Below are 17669 nucleotides of genomic sequence, written 5' to 3'. Positions count from 1 at the left end.
CTATTCTAATTTAGACAAAATTATTAACAACTTTGATGTGTCGCTATTACGATTTTATAGACAATCTTGGTAATTCTGTTCATGTGAAAATCTAACACTCTTCTCTATACTTCACATTTTTCAGGTTGGATATCCTCGAATTGGGGCTATAGGAAAAAATGCCATCAGCTCATCTTTCTTTCTTCTCTTACACTTATCTAAAAAATCTAATAACTCTTCTTCGTTTTTTATGAAAATATTAAGCTGCTTAAGAGATAGCTCATAATACTCTATATAATCAACATAGCTATTTCTTAGTGGAAAAGACAAATAGCACTTGCCTGTGGTTATTTCTTTTCCAAGAGAGTATCTAAACTCTCTACTTATTTTTACATCTTTAAAGTCGTAAGTCATGATTTCTCCATCTTATAATATTTTTCTTATTTTATAGATTCCCTTAAAATTTTGATCAGAATGTAGTTATCGAGCTATACTTTTATTATCATATAAGTTAATAAGGTATATCCCAACGGAACCCGCTATTTCACTCTCCAAACGTATTAATAGACTACTTATAACAGACTGATATAGTGGAACCACTTATAACAGACTCTTAAACGATTAATACTTATCAACGGCTACAAAACCAGCTTAAAGAAGTAAAACCCAAGCGCAGTTGCGAGTAACGTTAGCCCAACATGCAAACCTATGAGCGCCAATCCTGCCAGAAGCCGCCCGTCATGGATAAAGCCAAATACCTCTGCACTAAACGTACTAAAAGTCGTCAATCCACCCAAAAATCCTGTTATCACAAACACGCGTACATGATCAGATAGATTACTTCCCATACGTTCAAACCACACAAGCGCCAGCCCTATCAGCAGTCCGCCTAAAATATTGGCGCTCAGGGTACCGAGTGGCACCCAACCATTTAAGGCATTGAAACGCGATAGCCAGGCTCGCAGGCAAGCACCGAATGCTGCGCCCAAACCAATAGCAAGCCACTGCATAGACTGTCCTTAATTCATATAAACGTGTTGGACCAAATGCTCAGTTATACGGCTGGCAACTCTGTCATTGGCCAACGCGGAATACAGCTAACGGCCAAATCATCAGATTGTCCTGCTTGCAAGCGCTCAAAACCTGCATAAGCAATCATCGCGCCATTGTCCGTACATAGCGCAGGCGGTGCATAATGAACCGTTGCATTGATCTTAGCCAGTTCCGCTTCTAACGTCTCGCGCAAATGAGTATTGGCACTGACCCCGCCCGCAATCACTAAGCGGCTCATATGTGCTTGCTTGAGTGCTTTGACGCACTTCTTCACTAGCGTGTCGACCACTGCATGCTGAAAGCTAGCGGCAATATCAGCACGAATCTGTGGATCGCTGTCAGCGCCATTACCCGACCCTCCTGAATGTGGCGTATCTTTAATCAGATTATGTACGGCTGTTTTCATGCCACTAAACGAAAAGTCTAGACCGCGATGTAGCATTGGTCTTGGTAGTGCATAGGCATCAGGGTTGCCATTTTCTGCCAGTTTGGCAATATTAGGGCCGCCAGGATAAGGCAGGCCTAGCATTTTAGCTGCTTTATCAAAGCACTCACCCGCCGCATCATCTATCGACTCGCCCAATATCTCATATTGTCCAACACCGTGAGCAGCAATCAGTAACGTGTGCCCACCAGATACTAGTAGCGAGACAAAAGGAAACGCCGGAGGGTTTGCACCCATAAGCGGCGCCAAAAGGTGCCCTTCCATATGATGAATACCAATCGCTGGAATATCTAAACCATATGCTAAGCTACGACCAAATAGTGCGCCTGTCATCAATGCACCAATAAGACCAGGCCCTTTAGTATAGGCAATCGCATCAATGTCGGTTTTTTTCATATCGCACTGTTCTAGCAGCTCGTTCAATAACGGCACGAGCTTACGAATATGATCGCGACTGGCAAGCTCAGGCACAACGCCGCCATAAAGTGCGTGCAGCTCAATCTGAGAGTACAGTACTTGCCCGACCAAACCTTGGTTGTCGCTATTTATTTGCTCACTATCAAAAATCGCCAGCCCCGTCTCATCACAAGAAGTCTCTAAGCCCAATACTTTCATACTTTTGCCTTTATACTTTCGTTTTCGTGCTATTTTTATCGCACTTTTATCTTACATCATTTTGAGAGATTGGATAACGAATACAATCAGCCACACGCTATCTCGAATTCGCTTGATACAGCTGTATATTCTCAGACTGGCATGACAAAAAATGTGCATAAAAAAACCGTCATTGTCAGTCACAATGACGGCCAGTTTAGCAAATTTCAATAGCTTACATACTCTATATATACCGTATCAGCTTACCGACGCTAGCATATAATCAACAGCTGCTTTAACTTGTGCTTCGGTCACACCATTCACCGCTTGTGCTGGCATTTTATTAAAGCCTTTAGCCGAGTGCATATATAGCGTCTCTTTGTCTTTGGTTAGACGAGCTGCCCAAGCCGCTGTATCACCATACTTTGGCGCATCGAGCAAACCTGCAGCATGACAAACCTGACAGTTTGATTCATACAGTTTAGCACCTGCATCTGCGGCCAACACTTCAGGCTCAGAATTAGTTTCAGGTGTTGCCACTGCCTCATCTACTATGTCGGCAGACACTGTTGCTGATTCTGTTCCTGACTCATCCACAGTCTCAAGCGTCGCGCCTTCGGCTACAGCTGTTTCTTCTACAGCGGTAGCAGGCTCATCGGCTGCTGCAGGCTCTTCCGTAGCTGTGTTATCACCGCTACAAGCACTCATGGCAAATACCACACTCATGCTGATCACAGACAATTTCAGCTTGTTCATATACGGTTGTATATCAATCATGGTTTTATCCTTACTTAATCAGTCTGCAATCAATTAGTGATACGTTATATCAGCTTAAAGTACTTACGTATACGACCAACGACTGCTTAATATTCAATTGAGCTAATAGTCCATTGACCACTAAATTACTCAGCAGTGGCTGCAGCTGTATCGTCAGTAGCCGCCATATCAGCGCTGTCAGTAGGAGCAGCGGCTGTATCCGTACTATCGGTAGCTGCGGCTTCTGCAGTATCAGCGTCAGCCGTTCCTGCTTCGGCAGTAGCCGTAGCGTCAGCTTCTGTACCCGCTGCATCAGCTGCTGGCATTGGTGCTGTCTCTGGGAACTCCATTTCTTCAGCTGGTGGCGCATTTTTGATGGCAAGTTCAGCAGCTTCGTCAACGCGATCGATTGCCATTACTTCTTCATGCTCTTCGCCGCCACTACAAGCGCTCACGCTCACACCTAAAGCTACGATAAGTGCGGTGCTTAATGCCGTGTTAAATACTGTCTTTTTCATTCCAACATCCTCAATAAAATACACACAAAACGGTTCATAGGCTTACTAGGGTCTATTGAACTTTCAAATGTGGTGCTGGCAGTCACTATTTCTTAGACAATATGCAGTAAAATTGTTGAAGCCTAGTCATTCTAGGTTAAACTATTTCGCCATATATTGACAAAAAAGAGTACTGCCCTCCACTCGAGCACAGCTCTTGCCTTGCGAACGGGCAAAGCAGTGCTTTGCTCGATCCGTTCTCAAGGCTGATGCTAAAATTACCCCAACCGTTGTTGAAAACCTAGCTAAGGTCTCGACATTATCGTCGGTTTTCGCCTAGTTTGGTGTAACTTTAGCCATCAGCAGCCCTAATATTTGAATGTTCAATAGACCCTATAATATGGGAATTATCATAGCATAAACTCCAATCAAACCGTTATAGACGGTAGGGATTTTTTATTGATAAAGCGTTGTATATATGTCGAATTCATAGTTTGAGAGCCAAATTCAAATAGCTATCTAATTGAACAATCTATCGGCAATAAATGCTTAAAATCATTGACTTTGTTGATATTTTTTATTAAAATACCTGCCCTTACGCTAATGCGTAAGAATTGTCCTAGTTTGAGCTGATGCCTGTAATCTTGAGATATTACGGCTAAATACTAATACACAGCCAAACTAATGCCCTTATATCTCATCCTAATCGAGGAGTCTTCATGCCTGCAGTTAAGGTTAAAGAAAACGAACCAGTTGATATCGCTATCCGTCGTTTTAAACGTGCTTGTGAAAAAGCTGGTGTATTATCAGACGTACGTAAGCGTGAGTTTTATGAAAAGCCAACGCAAGTACGTAAGCGTAAAAAAGCTGCTGCCGTAAAGCGTTATAAGAAGAAGTTACAACGCGAAACTATTCGTACCACTCGTATGTACTAATCAGTAATCTGATTAGCTAAGTACAAGCGCTACACTAACGCCACTGTTATCAATCGATATCAGTGGCGTTTTTTATGCTACAATTTTTGTTATTACTGCTGACATAATTTTTTATTAAAACCACTATCAGCAGGTTTTGTTCTAAAATTTAACAAACGACCTCTAACGAATAGCATTTAACAGATCGATAAGGATAATAGCAGTGAGCCAACTTAAACAGACGTTATCAGATAATATCAAAGTTTCAATGAAAGCTCGTGAGCTTGAGCGCGTCAAAGTACTGCGCAACGTACAATCAGTAGTGAAACAAATCGAGATTGACCGTCAGACAGAACTTGATGATGCGCAAGTATTAGAAGTTTTGCAAAAACAGCTAAAGCAGCGCCAAGAGTCACTAACTATTTTTACAGAAAATGGCCGTGATGACTTAGCCACCAAAGAGCAGTTTGAGATTGATATTATCAACGAGTTTATGCCGCAGCAAATGAATCAAGACGAGATCATGGCATTGGTAAATGCTGAAATCGCTGAGCAAGGTGCTACGTCTATGCGTGATATGGGCAGCGTCATGGGTGTCTTAAAGAACAAAACAGCTGGCCGTGCTGATCCTGCTTTGATTTCTAAAATGGTCAAAGATGCGCTACAAGGCTAGCACTTGCTATTGATTGGCAGGCTAATCTGTACAAATAACCGCCTAGGGCTTAAAGTCTTTGGCGGTTTTTATTGCTTTGAGTTCTGCATTAATATTGGCCAATAACGGATGCGCACTATTGGCTTGTTCCGTGGTTTGTAGGTTTTCCGTCAATTGTTTGGCTTGTGTCAAAGAGGTCAGCGCACTCTCATAACGCCCATTCCATAGCTGATCATAACTGCGATAGCGCAATGCATTAATCGTCGCTATATTGGCTAGTTGTGGTGAGGTGGTGGTCTTAGCAAGTTTTTCATTGGCGAGTTGCAAGCTTTGCCATGCATAACGATCGCTTGGCTGCTGTTCTGTTAGTGGTTTCAACAACGCTTGAGCTTTTATCGGTTGATTACTATTAGTCAGCGCTTCGGCCAGATAAAGACGTAAATCACGGCGCTCCGGATATAGACGCTGCTGGCTCTCTAAGACATCTACGGTTTGTTGCCACTTACCATGTTCACTCAATAACTGACTGTGGGTAATCGATAATAGAGGCTCTAAACTCTGACGCTGCGTATTTGATAACGCATTTATCTCGGCCAATACCTTGTTGGCATCTGTAAAACGCTGCTGCTCTCCATACCAATGCATTAGCGCAAGTTTGGCCCCAAGACTGTTTTTGGCGGCCGTTGTCAACGTCACTTCGGATGCGTGTTTACCAGTCACTTGCACACGCCAATACAGTAAATCAAATAACGACTGATGGCGCTGCTGTTGGCTCAATGAGAGCGCTGGATACTGCTGAGCGCGACTTTGTGACTCGCTCAACCGCTCATTACTCAGAGGATGTGAGCGCACAAAACTCGGTAAAAATTGATTCTCAACTTGATTTAACTGACTCTGTTGATTCATCGTGGCAAAGAACCGTGGCATCGCCCGAGGATCATAACCCGCTTGGGTCATAATCTGCATCCCTACTCGGTCAGCCTCACGTTCATTACTGCGGCTAAACGCCATGCTGCTATTCATAGAGGCTGTCTGACTGCCCATCATCACAGCTGCAGCGGCATCACCATCGACAGCTGAGGCAGCAATCGCGGCTAGCATACCGCCTAGCTGCATCAGCAAGGCTTTTTTACGTTCGTCAGCGCCGCTTTCGTAGTGTCGTTGACTGATATGCGCAACTTCATGCGCGACGACGCTTGCCAGCTCATCCATGCTACTAGCTGACAGTATCGTTCCAGTATTGATACCTATTACGCCGCCAGGCGCTGCAAAGGCATTGATACTGGGGTTATCAATGATAACGACGCCAAGTGGTGCTTGCTGACGAGCTTGGGCATTGAGACGCCACGTCATGTCTTTTATCGTTTCTTGTACCCAAGGATCATGTTCCATTCTGACGCGGCCATTGATATTCTGTAATGACCACTCGCCAAGCATTTTATTTTGATATTGCTCAGCAAAGCTTAAGCCTTGTCCGCGCAGGTTTGGTAGATCTAGCGTTTGCGGATCTGTGACTTGCCACGAGCTATCAGCAAATGGCAACATTTGACTCTCACGACTATGTGCACCACTAGCCATGGCTAGTAGCATCATTGACAGCCCTACCTTGATACTATTTGGCAAAGCTACACTCATAAAATGACGTTTATCTTTTTGCTTAGACAACATAATTGGTAAGCCTACGGAGCTTTTGGCTACTAAAGGTTTGTGGCTACTGTAAGGTCGCTTCGTTCTATTAGCCTGGTACAAGTGCATATCCTATAAGATGGTTAACGACGTCTTTTCGACTATACGAGCTTGTTTATACAAGGTCAATTCTACAATGAACTTAACTACCAATAACTTAGCCACCCGTCACGATTGCGCAACATGGCTGTGTAATTATTCATTGGGCCATTATTTATGCAGTAAGTCTCAATCGTATAACTACTAATAGGCCAATTGCCAATCGTGCAACTCTTGGTTATATGATTCTAGTGAACCGAACACAGCGTTGATTATATTCAACTGCAACTATACATTATCTATTTGGTATAATAAGCAACAATGATAGTAGGTTTAGATGACTGTGATACCGACCTCCTAATTTATGATTGATAGATTATGTTCGTACTCAGTATCAGAGCCTATTGCTAATAAAACAAATTAAAATATAGATATCTACAAGGTTTAAGTTATGCCCGCTGCTAGTGGATTAGTCATCGAACGTGTATCGCATTCTATACAGCTATCAGCGAATTTGACTGATGCACAGCAGAACGATATTGCGAGTTTACTAGAGTTACTACCGACTGAAAGTCATAGCTCAGATGATGTAGCTATAGCGCAATCTGAACTCAATATAAAAGGTTTCGTTGATGGACGCGGTCTTGCATGCCCGATGCCATTGTTAAAAACTAAGGTCGCATTACGTGACGTAATAGCTGGTGAGTCGCTGTATGTGGTTGCAACCGACCCTAACTCGCAAGCTGATATCACAGCGTTTTGTCGACAAAGTCAGCAATCACAGTCGGCAGATTACTTAAAGCTAGTGGTCAATGAAGTTACTGACCACTCGTCAGTTGATGGCACATCATTACAGCGTTTCGCTACAATATATCACTTCATCATTACCAAAACTGATAGCAACTAAGCGCTGCTATCCTTTACAATTAAATCATAAAGATTTTTATCTGACTATTTGCTTAACTATTTAACCAAGGTCAAGAATATGGCTAATACTTCTACTGATGCTGTAAATACAAATAAAAAAGATGGCTCAGCTCCTACAAAAAATGATGCACGCGATGCTGCATTAAAGGCCGCTGCTCAGCGACCACCTTATGACGCGAGTGCATTGGGCAATACCAGTACGCGCGACTTAGTACCAGCTATGCCAACTCACCTGTCAGCGCCAGGGGTTAATTTGGGTGCATATATCAATACTGTCCATCAGATCCCTATTTTGACGCCGGTACAAGAGCAAGAGCTGGCACATCGCTATTATGATGAAGGTGATGTCGAAGCCGCTCGACTACTAGTGATGTCGCATCTACGTTTTGTGATTCATATCGCACGTAGTTACTCGGGCTATGGGTTGCCGCAAGCGGATTTAATCCAAGAAGGTAACTTAGGATTAATGAAAGCAGTTAAACGTTTTGACCCGAATAAAGGCGTACGTTTGGTATCGTTTGCTGTGCATTGGATCAAAGCTGAAATTCATGAGTTCGTGATTCGCAACTGGCGTATTGTGAAAGTTGCGACTACCAAGGCTCATCGTAAACTGTTCTTTAACTTGCGTAGCCTTAAGAAGACCAATAATCAGCTGACACTAGAAGAAGCGGATGCTATTGCTAATGACTTGAATGTTACACGCAAGCAAGTGTTAGAGATGGAGTCACGTCTAACCTCTTATGACGCTTCGTTTGAAGCGCAGTCAAGCGACGATGATGATGGTCGCTATGCACCTCAGCTATTTTTGGAAGATGGTATCGATCCAGCTGAACAGTTAGAAGAAGCGGATTGGGAAGAAAACAACTCATCAGCACTCATCGCTGCGATGGGCACTTTAGATGATCGTTCGCGTGATATCGTCGAACAGCGTTGGTTATCTGAGCAAAAATCTACTTTGCATGAGTTAGCTGCGGTTTACTCTATCTCAGCTGAACGAGTCCGTCAGATTGAAAAGAATGCCATGGACAAGATTCGTGATGCGATGACCATTGATAGTGTGATTCTGCCAGATGATATTCAGTAGCCTTAAGATGATACGAGTTGTTCAATGTTAAATTGGATCGGTATTGCCGCAGTTAATATGGCTATTGCTGTTGCTCTGGGCGCGTTTGGTGCGCATGGTCTAGAAGGCCGCGTCAGCATCCAACAGCTTGAATGGTGGCATACGGCAACGCTGTATTTGTTCGTACATGCGCTAGGATTATTGATTGTGGGTTTATTGATTCGTTTGAAATATATTACTCAGATGACCGCTTGGTTACTACAAATTGGTATTATCATTTTTGCTGGTAGCTTGTATGCCATGACGCTTGGTGCACCGCGTTGGTTCGGTGCGATTACACCTATCGGCGGCGTTCTCATGATTGCAGGTTGGCTATGGCTGGCCACTTCTGCCTTTCGATTGAAGGACTCAGTTAACTGAGCTGTTTAATAGAATAGTTATTGTTAGCTCTTTGCATCAGCTGCAACAAACTATCAGTAATAAAGCAAAAGATACGCAGTGAATAGCAGATGAACAGGAATTTCAAAATATTAGGGAGTATTTAATATGAGCACCATTAGTGTCAATGGTAAAAGCTTGCAAACCACTCATCAGACTGTGCAACTGGTTATCAATGAGCTTGGTCTTAGCCAAGGTCGTTACGCTGTAGAAGTAGACGGCGAGTTGATGCCAAAGAGCGAGCTTGCTCAACTGCGTATCGTAGAAGGTATGAATATAGAAGTAGTACAAGCCGTCGGCGGTGGTTAATAATGTTTAGACAGATAAGCTTGAGCTGATAGCTAGTTCATTTTGGTTCTAAGTTCACTAGCACTAAAAAAGACCTCAACGTATTACACGTTAGAGGTCTTTTTTTATGTCAATTACAAACTAATGTAGCAGCTATTTATAAATTTTTTATTCTCTTAGTCTACTTTCACTAGCTTGTAACGATAGTGTTCAAAGTTTTAAACTCGAACTATGCTGCTGGTACTGCTTCTGCAGGGGTTAGATCTTGGTAGCGACTATCGCGTCCTGCACCCTGAGTCTTTTTACGCTCTTGACGAGTTTTATACTTACGTACTTGTCTATCTAGCTTGTCTGCCATCTCGTTAATGGCTTTATACATATCATCTTCATACGCTTGGACAAACATTTCTTGACCCGAGACACGCATAATTGCTTCAGCTTTATGGCTCTTTTTACCGCCGTCGCTAGCACCGCTATTGTCTAACGATAAAATCACTTGAATACTTTGTATCTGATCAAAGTGACGCTCTACTTTTTCAAGCTTCTCGCGTACTGCTGTGTCCATAGCTTCGGTAACGCTGATATGATGACCACTGATAGAAACATTCATATTGTTGTCCTTTTATTTGTAACTTACAATCAACAGATGAGATAGCATTCTTGCTCTTATCATCCTGCCTTACCACTAACTATACCAATGCCTCTAGTAATGTGTCGACGTATCCTTTTATCGTCTCCTTTATTAGTTATAAATAAATACTATAAATCGGCGCTTGGTTTTCGTTGTTGGTATGACTCTAATTTGTCATGAAAATCGCTCAGTAGCAAGCCGTTAAATTGTAATTAAGTGTAACAATACCTATTATTTCTACTTGGTTTCTATATAATCAAAAAATTTTATTTTTTATATCTCGATTACACCATACAGACAGATAACCATTAACCTTATAGAAAGATAAGACTAGATAGTTAGTATTTCTGTTTGCGCTGAGTAGACGAGCCAATATTCATTGCTTCACGATATTTGGCGACGGTTCTTCTGGCTATATCGATACCGTCTGCTAACAGCTCATCTTTGATACGACTGTCTGATAATGGTTTTTTAGGATCTTCGTCAGCGATGAGCTTTTTAATCATGGCACTGATAGCGGTCGATGAGATATCTCCATCAGCACTACTTACGTGAGATGAAAAGAAGTGTTTCAAAGAGAACAACCCTTGCGGCGTCAAGATGGTTTTACTGGTGGTAAGGCGTGAGACCGTAGACTCATGCAAGTCAACTTCTTCAGCAATTGCCTTTAATATCAGAGGTTGCATGGCGGTTGCACCATGCTGCAGGAACTCTTGTTGATAGCGTACAATGCTAGTTGCTACTTTGAGTAGGTTTTGATTGCGCTCTTCGATACTACGAATGAACAGTCGAGCATCGGTAAGGTTTTCGCGCAGATATTGATTGTCAGGACTATCATCGCCACGCTTGACTAAGTTGGCATATTCTTGGTTTACGCGTAGTTTTGGTAAGGTATCTGGATTGAGACGTACATACCAGCCATCCTCTTCTACTTCAGAGTTACTTGTCGCCTTATTGTTTCTAACCGGTGTGACCAACACATCTGGAATATCATAGCTCTCAGGCGGCTGGGCATAGTCAGGCTGGCTAGACTGAAACAGCAGCCCTGGCGAAGCGTTTAAGGTACGTAGTAGCGTAAGTGCAGGTGTGATGTATTCTGGAGCAAGCCCTGTGCGTTCAGTCAGTGCTTTAATATTATTACTGACCAAATATTCGCTCGCTGATAGCAGCGCTTGAGCTTCTTGTAGATATGCGGTGTGGGCATCTAGCTTAGATAGCTGAATCGATAAGCACTCACTTAAATGACGCGCCCCTACGCCAACGGGATCACAGGACTGGATAATACGTAACACCGTCAAGACCTCTTCTTTTTCAACGCGCTCATCCCATTGATAGAAACTTGCCATCGTATCAAAGCTCTGCAGTAGCTCATCTATATCAATTCGAATAAAGCCCATATCATCCATGGAGTCTATTAAATACTCTGCAATCAGCGTATCGGCCTCTGATAGACGCTTAAAGTTCAGCTGCCAGCGCACATGATCTTGAATGGTGGACGAAGTACCGCCTTGGTAACTATCAAAATCTTCATCACCCCTACTATTGCCAGAGCCCGTTGCGGTAGAAGCATAGTTACCCGTGTCAAAGCTACCTATATCAAAGCTATCGGCATCTAAACTGCCGTAGCTATCTACATCTATTGCACTATCATCGATATTAGGCTGTTGTAATTTATCCAAACTATCACTGAAGCTATCACTACTATCGCTGCTGTACTCTGTACTGGTAGTAGGTACTGAGTCAAATGAGTCACTGCTACTTTGATTCCAGCTATCAAGCGTCAATGGCTCGCTCCACTCCTCTATTTCATCGTCACTACTGTCGTATTCGTCATCGTTTTCGATACGTTCAAGTAATGGATTACTATCTAGCTTTGCCTGAACCTCTTGTGCGAGCTCAAGACTAGAGAGCTGCAGCAATTTTATGGCTTGCTGCATTTGCGGGGTTAGCTTTTGTGAGTTGCTCAGCGTGGTCGCCAATCCGAACGACATACTCATGGGCGGCTTATTGCACTCCGATCTTAGTGATATTGTGTTTATTCTGTCAGTAAAGGTAACGGCATAAATTTTATCAGGACATGACGATAGCATTTTTTGCCACAATTTTGCTATGATAATTTATGTTTTGTCCAGATACGTTTGGTTTGCTATCAATAGCAGACTACCATCTTGGCAAGGATGAGCAATCCATAAATACGAGCAGTCTACTCATTACCGCGAAAATATTATAATAAATAAATTACGGTAAATGACCAATACAGCTCATACCCAATAGGAATATTGTCATGAATTTAAGTAACCATCAACTTAACGTCGCTGCTATTCAAATGAACAGTCAGCAGAATGTTGAGGATAATCTAGCAGATATCAAAGCCGCTATCACAGATGCACAAACTCAAGGGGCTGAGCTTGTTGTATTGCCTGAGAACTGCTGTAGTATGGGACAGCAATCTGCTACTGCCGAGCGTTTTGATGACTTATCAGCGACGATAGCAGACTACGCCCGCACCGCTGGTATCCATGTACTAGCAGGCTCGTTACCCTGCCATTATCGCCCTGATGGCACTATCGTTCCTGATGGTAGATTGCGCCAAGTGAGCCAGCTGTTTGCACCAGATGGTACCCGTGTCGCACGCTACGACAAGATTCATCTGTTTACCGCAACTGTGGCTGATAAGCATGGCAGCTATAACGAAGCGGCGACCTTTGAGCCGGGTACGCAGACCGTAATTGCGCCACTAGCAGTAGGCAATACAATCTACCAACTCGGCATGATGGTATGTTTTGATTTGCGTTTTCCAGCATTGGCGCAGCGCCTGCGACAAGCTGGTGCTGAACTATTGAGTGCACCTTCTGCCTTTACTTACTTGACTGGACAAGCGCACTGGTCGTTGTTGTTACGTACTCGTGCTCTAGATAGTCAATGTATGGTCATTGGCGCAGCGCAAGGTGGTGATCATCTCTACAAAGATGGTAGTAAGCGTCAGACATGGGGACATGCAGCTATTACAGCGTTTGATAGTAGTGTTATCGCAAGCTATGACGATAGCGAACTGGATAAACAATATGCTGTCGTTATGGCGTCATTAGACAAACAAGCGCAAGAGCAAGGCCGCCAAAAACTGCCTATTTTTGACTGCCATCGTTTGGCGTAGATTAGTAAGTACGGTAAATTTCGTGCTTAATTGCTAGGGCAGTTCTTCATTTTGAGCATGAGTTGCTCGTGGATGCGCGCGATCATAAACCTGCGTTAATTTTGCAAAATCAACGTGGGTATAAATTTGCGTGGTGCTAATATCACTATGCCCGAGCATCTCTTGTACGGCGCGCAAGTCACCACTGCCTGACAGCATATGTGATGCAAAACAATGACGCAGTAGATGTGGATACATGTTTTGGGCAATACCCGCGCGAGTAGCAGCAACTTTTAAGCGCTGTTGCACTGCCCGTGTTGATAATCTGGTGCCGAGCTTTTCACTGATGAACAATGCGCTATCCATCTGCTCTACCCATAGGTTACGATGTGGTAGGTAACGATTAATCGCTTCTGCGGCCTTTATCCCTAATGGTACTAGGCGTGTTTTATTACCCTTACCCGTGACGCGTACCCGTAACTCAGACAAGTCTACATCTGCCATATCGAGTGCAACCAACTCGCCAACTCGCAAGCCACTACTATAGAGCAGTTCAAACATGGCCTTGTCACGCAACCATAATCGCGCTTGCTCTGGTGTATCAGGCATCTCTTGATCGAGTAGCTGAGTCAGTAAATCGACATCAGCGATAGAAGGCAGCGGTCTAGGACTACGCTTCAGCTGATAGCCAGTGGTTGGGTTGATACGTGCTAGCGCTTCTTCAATCATCCAACCATAAAAATGCCGAATCGCAGACAGCTCTTGCTGAACACTGGCAAGCGCTAGCTTGTCTTCATCAAGACGTTGACTGATATGCTGAGCCAGTTGACGCTTATCACAGCGTGTCCACGTCAAACGCTTACCACGTAAAAACAACGCCAGTTGATTTAAACCAGCAAAATAAGCGGTCAGAGTATGCGGCGAATGGTTGCGCACAGACAACGTATTGAGCCAACGATGCACAGGTGCGAGTAGCTCTCGTAAGACAGCGTCGGACTCTATAGTGGCGGCCAGCTCAGTAGATAGCCAAGGTGCCGAGCTCGCCGCCTGAGTGTCTTTATTGGTAGACATAACCATACTAGAACCATCCTTGGCATTTATGCGACTGGCCTAACAACAGTTATCAGCCTTCAGCATTTGGTTTAAGTCCCGCTTGTGCCATCAGGCCATCTGGACTAAATACACCTTCATAAACGAAAGCGGTCGGACCCGTCATCGTAACCGAATAACCTGGCTGCCATTTGATAATCATGCTGCCACCATATAGCTGTGCGCGAACTTCCTCACCCTCATCGAGCCAACCCTCACGTATACCAACGGCTACTGCTGCACACGCGCCCGTACCACAAGCTTGCGTCTCGCCTACACCGCGCTCGTACACACGCAAACGAATGTGGCGCTGATTCATCACTTGCATAAAGCCCACATTGACGCGGTCTGGGAAGGCAGGATGCGATTCAATTGCTTTGCCTAAAGTCTCAACCTCAGCATCAAGTACGTCATCGACTTTTATCACAGCGTGCGGGTTACCCATATTGGCAACGTACAGCTGTACCGGTGTACCATTTACATCAAGATGATAGGTGTTTTGGATTTTGGTCGTCGCTCTTGGGCTAAACGGAATCTCATCTGGCTCAAATTTAGGCTTGCCCATATCGACATCTACCCACCCATAACGATCAGTAGTCAGGGAAATAATACCGCTAGCCGTCTCAACGCGTAGACGCTGCTTAAATGACAGTTTACGTGCCTGCACAAAACGCGCAAAACAACGCGCGCCATTGCCGCACTGTTCGACTTCGGTACCATCAGTATTAAAGATACGATAACTGAAATCGACATCAGGGCGCATGGGTGGCTCGACCACGAGCAATTGATCAAAACCAATGCCTAGGTGACGATCGCCCAATAACTGCACCAAATCCTTGGTCAAATCTAAGCGCTGGGTCACTAAATCAATGACCATGAAATCATTACCCAACCCATGCATTTTAGTAAACTCTATTAGCATATCTTTGATGTCCTATCCTATTTTTATGTATGCCTTATCTTAGCACGCTGTCAGATACAATCATAATAATACCAATCCCAAAAAATACGATTAGCGGTGTCAAACTTGTTTAGTCTACAGTGAGTAGTACTTGCACTCGTTTTCCTTGCTACTCTAATTTTTGTGAATGATGTTGCCTTCAACTAAAGGCATGCCTTCAATTAAAAATCAGCTTTAATTAAAAACACTTCCCTCAAAATCCAGTCATAAAAAAACCCATTGTCATTATCACAATGGGTTCTCTTCAACCATCAAATACGGCGATAGTTTTGGCTCGTCTTTAATCGCCTTACTGCGCCTGCCACAGCGCTTCATCTGCATATAACGCTTCAATCGTTTCGCGCTTGCGGATTAGCTGATGACTATCACCAGACACCATCACTTCGCTAGCACGTGGGCGTGAGTTGTAATTACTACTCATGGTAAAGCCGTAAGCACCTGCACCTGTGATGGCCAGTACATCGCCTGTGGCCAATGATAGTAGGCGGTCTTTTGCCAAGAAATCACCCGTCTCACAAATTGCGCCAACGATGTCCCATGGCTGCGTGCCATCCGTATCGATACCATCGCTAGGCAATACGCTTGGAATCACGGCCATTTCAGCTTGATATAAAGCAGGACGAATCAAGTCATTCATGGCGGCATCAACGATCGCAAAGTTCTTATGCTCAGTTGGCTTGAGTACGTCAACTTGAGTCAATAGCACGCCAGCATTGGCAACGATACTACGACCTGGCTCAAAGAACACAGTCAAACCAAGTTCGCTAAGTTTTGGCAATAATGCTTGGGCAAACTCATCGATAGACACAGGCGTCTCATCGATATAGCGCACACCCAAACCACCGCCCAAATCGATATGCTGTAACTCAATACCTGCGTCACGCAGGCTATGTATCAGCTCAATAACTTTATCTAATGCTGCAACAAATGGCTCTACTTCAGTCAACTGCGAGCCGATATGACAATCAATACCAACGATGTCGATATGTGATAAATCGGCCGCTTGCTGATAGACCGCTAGTGCGTCTTCGTGAGTGATACCGAACTTGTTGTCTTTAAGACCTGTTGAGATATATGGATGGGTTTTGGCATCGACGTTAGGGTTGACACGCAACGAGATTGGCGCAGGCTTATCAAGTGACTTTGCCACATCATTGATTAAAGTCAGCTCGCTGATAGATTCAACGTTAAAACAGCCGATACCTTGAGTCAGCGCATATTCGATATCACTGTACGTTTTGCCAACGCCTGAGAATACCACACGTGATGCTGCGCCACCTGCCGCTAACACACGCATCAGCTCACCGCGGGAGACAATATCAAACCCAGCGCCCGCCTGTGCTAAAACACCCAGAACGGCAAGGTTAGAGTTTGCTTTTACGGCATAGCATACTTGATGATTCAGACTGGCAAAGCTATCGGTATAAGCCTGATAAACGTCCAATATTGCTTGCTTTGAATACACGTAGCAAGGGGTGCCATATTGTTTTGCCAACTCATCGATACTGACCTGCTCCATATACAATGCATCGCCGCGATAGCTTAGCGCTGGCAAGTGAGCGCTCAACGCTTTCGGGTCAACATATAGTCCTTGCTCAGTTTGGATAGTAACGGATTCGCCAGTAGTAGAATCGGTCAAGTCAGCAGGTAGTTCAGAATGACTCATATAAACATCTCTAATATAATCAGATTATCAAGGGTGAAATTTAAATTTAGGTAGCAAAGCTATTTAGCCATAACAGAATCGATGGTTAGTTAAGCAGTCAATTAAACTGTTAATTAACAAGCACCTAACCACTAACTATTGGCTCAGTTTAACGATTATTAGCCTAGCAGTTATTGGCTTAGCAATTAATAGTCGTTGGGATCAGTACTGGGCTCAGGTAGCACCATTTGCTCTTCTAGGTAGCGGTTTTTTTGATAATTGTCATCGTCGATACCTGCAAAGGCTGCATCCTGTGGGTGGCTAGTACTATCAAGCACAGACGCACTGCCCTCTATCGTTTGACTACTAGCATCTGCCAGATATAGATCGCCTTTTTGCCCGCAGCCTGAGAATCCTAGCATAACTACACTGCCAATAAATAAGGTGGCAACAGCCTGACGACTGGTACGAGCAAACGAGCGAGCATGCTTGGCTGCTGAGGGGCTGTGTATAGTAGACATATAATAGATAACCTGTGAGCTTACGACGGCATAATGGCGTTAGTAAATCGTGATAAATAAAAAATAAGTGGACAGCTAAACTAGCAGTTAAAGCACTGTCGTTATGACTATTTTAATAATAGCATTATTACATAAAGCTGTACGGATACTGAATATGATTGGTGAATAAATTTGCGTGATGTTGGATATTTTCTAAAACATTAGTCGAATTTTTATAGTAATATCGTCTGCGAGCTTAGATATGAATGTATGACACATGAGTGTATCGACAACATTTCTTACAATTTCGTGAGTCATAACCCTGCTATGTCACCCATACAAGTTATCCGTTTATAGTCATATAACTCATTGAATATAA

19 protein-coding genes are annotated in these 17669 nt (G+C 43.7%); 7 read left to right on the top strand and 12 right to left on the bottom strand.

Annotated features, from left to right (window positions below):
• Positions 1 to 120 precede the first annotated feature (120 nt).
• The 5 genes from HCZ91_RS03080 to HCZ91_RS03060 all read right to left on the bottom strand — a co-directional run bounded on the left by HCZ91_RS03080 (position 121) and on the right by HCZ91_RS03060 (position 3345).
• The gene (locus HCZ91_RS03080) at positions 121 to 393 is read right to left on the bottom strand and encodes a hypothetical protein (protein WP_179798071.1); all 273 of its coding nucleotides are present in this window, start codon (positions 391 to 393) and stop codon (positions 121 to 123) included.
• A 224-nt stretch (positions 394 to 617) separates the two neighbouring features.
• Positions 618 to 989 (bottom strand): fluoride efflux transporter CrcB, encoded by a 372-nt coding sequence (gene crcB / locus HCZ91_RS03075; protein WP_179798069.1) that lies wholly within the window; start codon positions 987 to 989, stop codon positions 618 to 620.
• Between the two features lie 44 nt (positions 990 to 1033).
• Positions 1034 to 2092: a tRNA (adenosine(37)-N6)-threonylcarbamoyltransferase complex transferase subunit TsaD gene (gene tsaD, locus HCZ91_RS03070; RefSeq protein ID WP_179798067.1), complete on the bottom strand. Its 1059-nt coding sequence runs from the start codon at positions 2090 to 2092 to the stop codon at positions 1034 to 1036.
• A 237-nt stretch (positions 2093 to 2329) separates the two neighbouring features.
• Entirely contained in the window at positions 2330 to 2848 is a 519-nt protein-coding gene (locus HCZ91_RS03065; RefSeq protein WP_179798065.1) for a c-type cytochrome, read from the bottom strand.
• Positions 2849 to 2973: 125 nt separating this feature from the next.
• Positions 2974 to 3345 (bottom strand): hypothetical protein, encoded by a 372-nt coding sequence (locus HCZ91_RS03060; protein ID WP_160021059.1) that lies wholly within the window; start codon positions 3343 to 3345, stop codon positions 2974 to 2976.
• 698 nt (positions 3346 to 4043) lie between these two features.
• Here HCZ91_RS03060 and rpsU point away from each other — a divergent pair.
• Positions 4044 to 4259: a 30S ribosomal protein S21 gene (gene rpsU / locus HCZ91_RS03055; RefSeq protein WP_010195908.1), complete on the top strand. Its 216-nt coding sequence runs from the start codon at positions 4044 to 4046 to the stop codon at positions 4257 to 4259.
• Between the two features lie 202 nt (positions 4260 to 4461).
• Entirely contained in the window at positions 4462 to 4911 is a 450-nt protein-coding gene (locus HCZ91_RS03050) for a GatB/YqeY domain-containing protein (RefSeq protein ID WP_057758141.1), read from the top strand.
• Between the two features lie 42 nt (positions 4912 to 4953).
• Here the strand turns inward: HCZ91_RS03050 and HCZ91_RS03045 are convergent, their stop codons facing one another.
• Positions 4954 to 6525, bottom strand: a complete 1572-nt coding sequence (locus tag HCZ91_RS03045; protein ID WP_257019958.1) for a M48 family metalloprotease — start codon at positions 6523 to 6525, stop codon at positions 4954 to 4956.
• A gap of 541 nt (positions 6526 to 7066) precedes the next feature.
• On the opposite strand from HCZ91_RS03045, the gene HCZ91_RS03040 reads away from it, so the two are divergent.
• The 4 genes from HCZ91_RS03040 to thiS all read left to right on the top strand — a co-directional run bounded on the left by HCZ91_RS03040 (position 7067) and on the right by thiS (position 9352).
• The gene (locus HCZ91_RS03040) at positions 7067 to 7522 is read left to right on the top strand and encodes a sulfurtransferase TusA family protein (protein WP_179798061.1); all 456 of its coding nucleotides are present in this window, start codon (positions 7067 to 7069) and stop codon (positions 7520 to 7522) included.
• 240 nt (positions 7523 to 7762) lie between these two features.
• Complete coding sequence (gene rpoH, locus HCZ91_RS03035) at positions 7763 to 8626, top strand: RNA polymerase sigma factor RpoH (RefSeq protein ID WP_197099889.1); 864 nt, start codon at positions 7763 to 7765, stop codon at positions 8624 to 8626.
• Positions 8627 to 8650: 24 nt separating this feature from the next.
• Positions 8651 to 9025 (top strand): DUF423 domain-containing protein, encoded by a 375-nt coding sequence (locus tag HCZ91_RS03030; protein WP_179798059.1) that lies wholly within the window; start codon positions 8651 to 8653, stop codon positions 9023 to 9025.
• A 126-nt stretch (positions 9026 to 9151) separates the two neighbouring features.
• A complete protein-coding gene (thiS, locus tag HCZ91_RS03025) occupies positions 9152 to 9352 on the top strand; it encodes a sulfur carrier protein ThiS (RefSeq protein ID WP_057758131.1) in 201 nt (66 codons plus the stop codon).
• A 208-nt stretch (positions 9353 to 9560) separates the two neighbouring features.
• Here the strand turns inward: thiS and raiA are convergent, their stop codons facing one another.
• Complete coding sequence (gene raiA / locus HCZ91_RS03020; protein ID WP_057758130.1) at positions 9561 to 9941, bottom strand: ribosome-associated translation inhibitor RaiA; 381 nt, start codon at positions 9939 to 9941, stop codon at positions 9561 to 9563.
• Positions 9942 to 10300: 359 nt separating this feature from the next.
• The gene (rpoN, locus tag HCZ91_RS03015; RefSeq protein ID WP_179798058.1) at positions 10301 to 11959 is read right to left on the bottom strand and encodes an RNA polymerase factor sigma-54; all 1659 of its coding nucleotides are present in this window, start codon (positions 11957 to 11959) and stop codon (positions 10301 to 10303) included.
• Between the two features lie 287 nt (positions 11960 to 12246).
• Here rpoN and HCZ91_RS03010 point away from each other — a divergent pair, with 287 nt between their 5' ends.
• A complete protein-coding gene (locus HCZ91_RS03010) occupies positions 12247 to 13116 on the top strand; it encodes a nitrilase-related carbon-nitrogen hydrolase (protein WP_179798057.1) in 870 nt (289 codons plus the stop codon).
• 33 nt (positions 13117 to 13149) lie between these two features.
• On the opposite strand, the gene HCZ91_RS03005 is transcribed toward HCZ91_RS03010, so the two are convergent.
• The 4 genes from HCZ91_RS03005 to HCZ91_RS02990 all read right to left on the bottom strand — a co-directional run bounded on the left by HCZ91_RS03005 (position 13150) and on the right by HCZ91_RS02990 (position 17311).
• Positions 13150 to 14172, bottom strand: coding sequence for a tyrosine recombinase XerC (locus tag HCZ91_RS03005; protein ID WP_179798056.1), 1023 nt, complete (start codon positions 14170 to 14172; stop codon positions 13150 to 13152).
• Positions 14173 to 14218: 46 nt separating this feature from the next.
• Positions 14219 to 15106 carry a diaminopimelate epimerase gene (dapF, locus tag HCZ91_RS03000; RefSeq protein ID WP_057758121.1) on the bottom strand — a complete coding sequence of 296 codons (888 nt, stop codon included), beginning with the start codon at positions 15104 to 15106 and terminating at the stop codon, positions 14219 to 14221.
• Between the two features lie 328 nt (positions 15107 to 15434).
• A complete protein-coding gene (gene lysA / locus HCZ91_RS02995; protein WP_218870033.1) occupies positions 15435 to 16664 on the bottom strand; it encodes a diaminopimelate decarboxylase in 1230 nt (409 codons plus the stop codon).
• Between the two features lie 332 nt (positions 16665 to 16996).
• Positions 16997 to 17311 carry a lipoprotein gene (locus HCZ91_RS02990; protein ID WP_179798054.1) on the bottom strand — a complete coding sequence of 105 codons (315 nt, stop codon included), beginning with the start codon at positions 17309 to 17311 and terminating at the stop codon, positions 16997 to 16999.
• Between the last annotated feature and the right edge of the window lie 358 nt (positions 17312 to 17669).

The sequence above is a fragment of the Psychrobacter sp. BI730 genome, assembly GCF_013414195.1.
Taxonomy (GTDB): domain Bacteria; phylum Pseudomonadota; class Gammaproteobacteria; order Pseudomonadales; family Moraxellaceae; genus Psychrobacter.
Note: the sequence above shows the minus strand (reverse complement) of the source record. Positions and strands in the feature narration are given on the sequence as shown.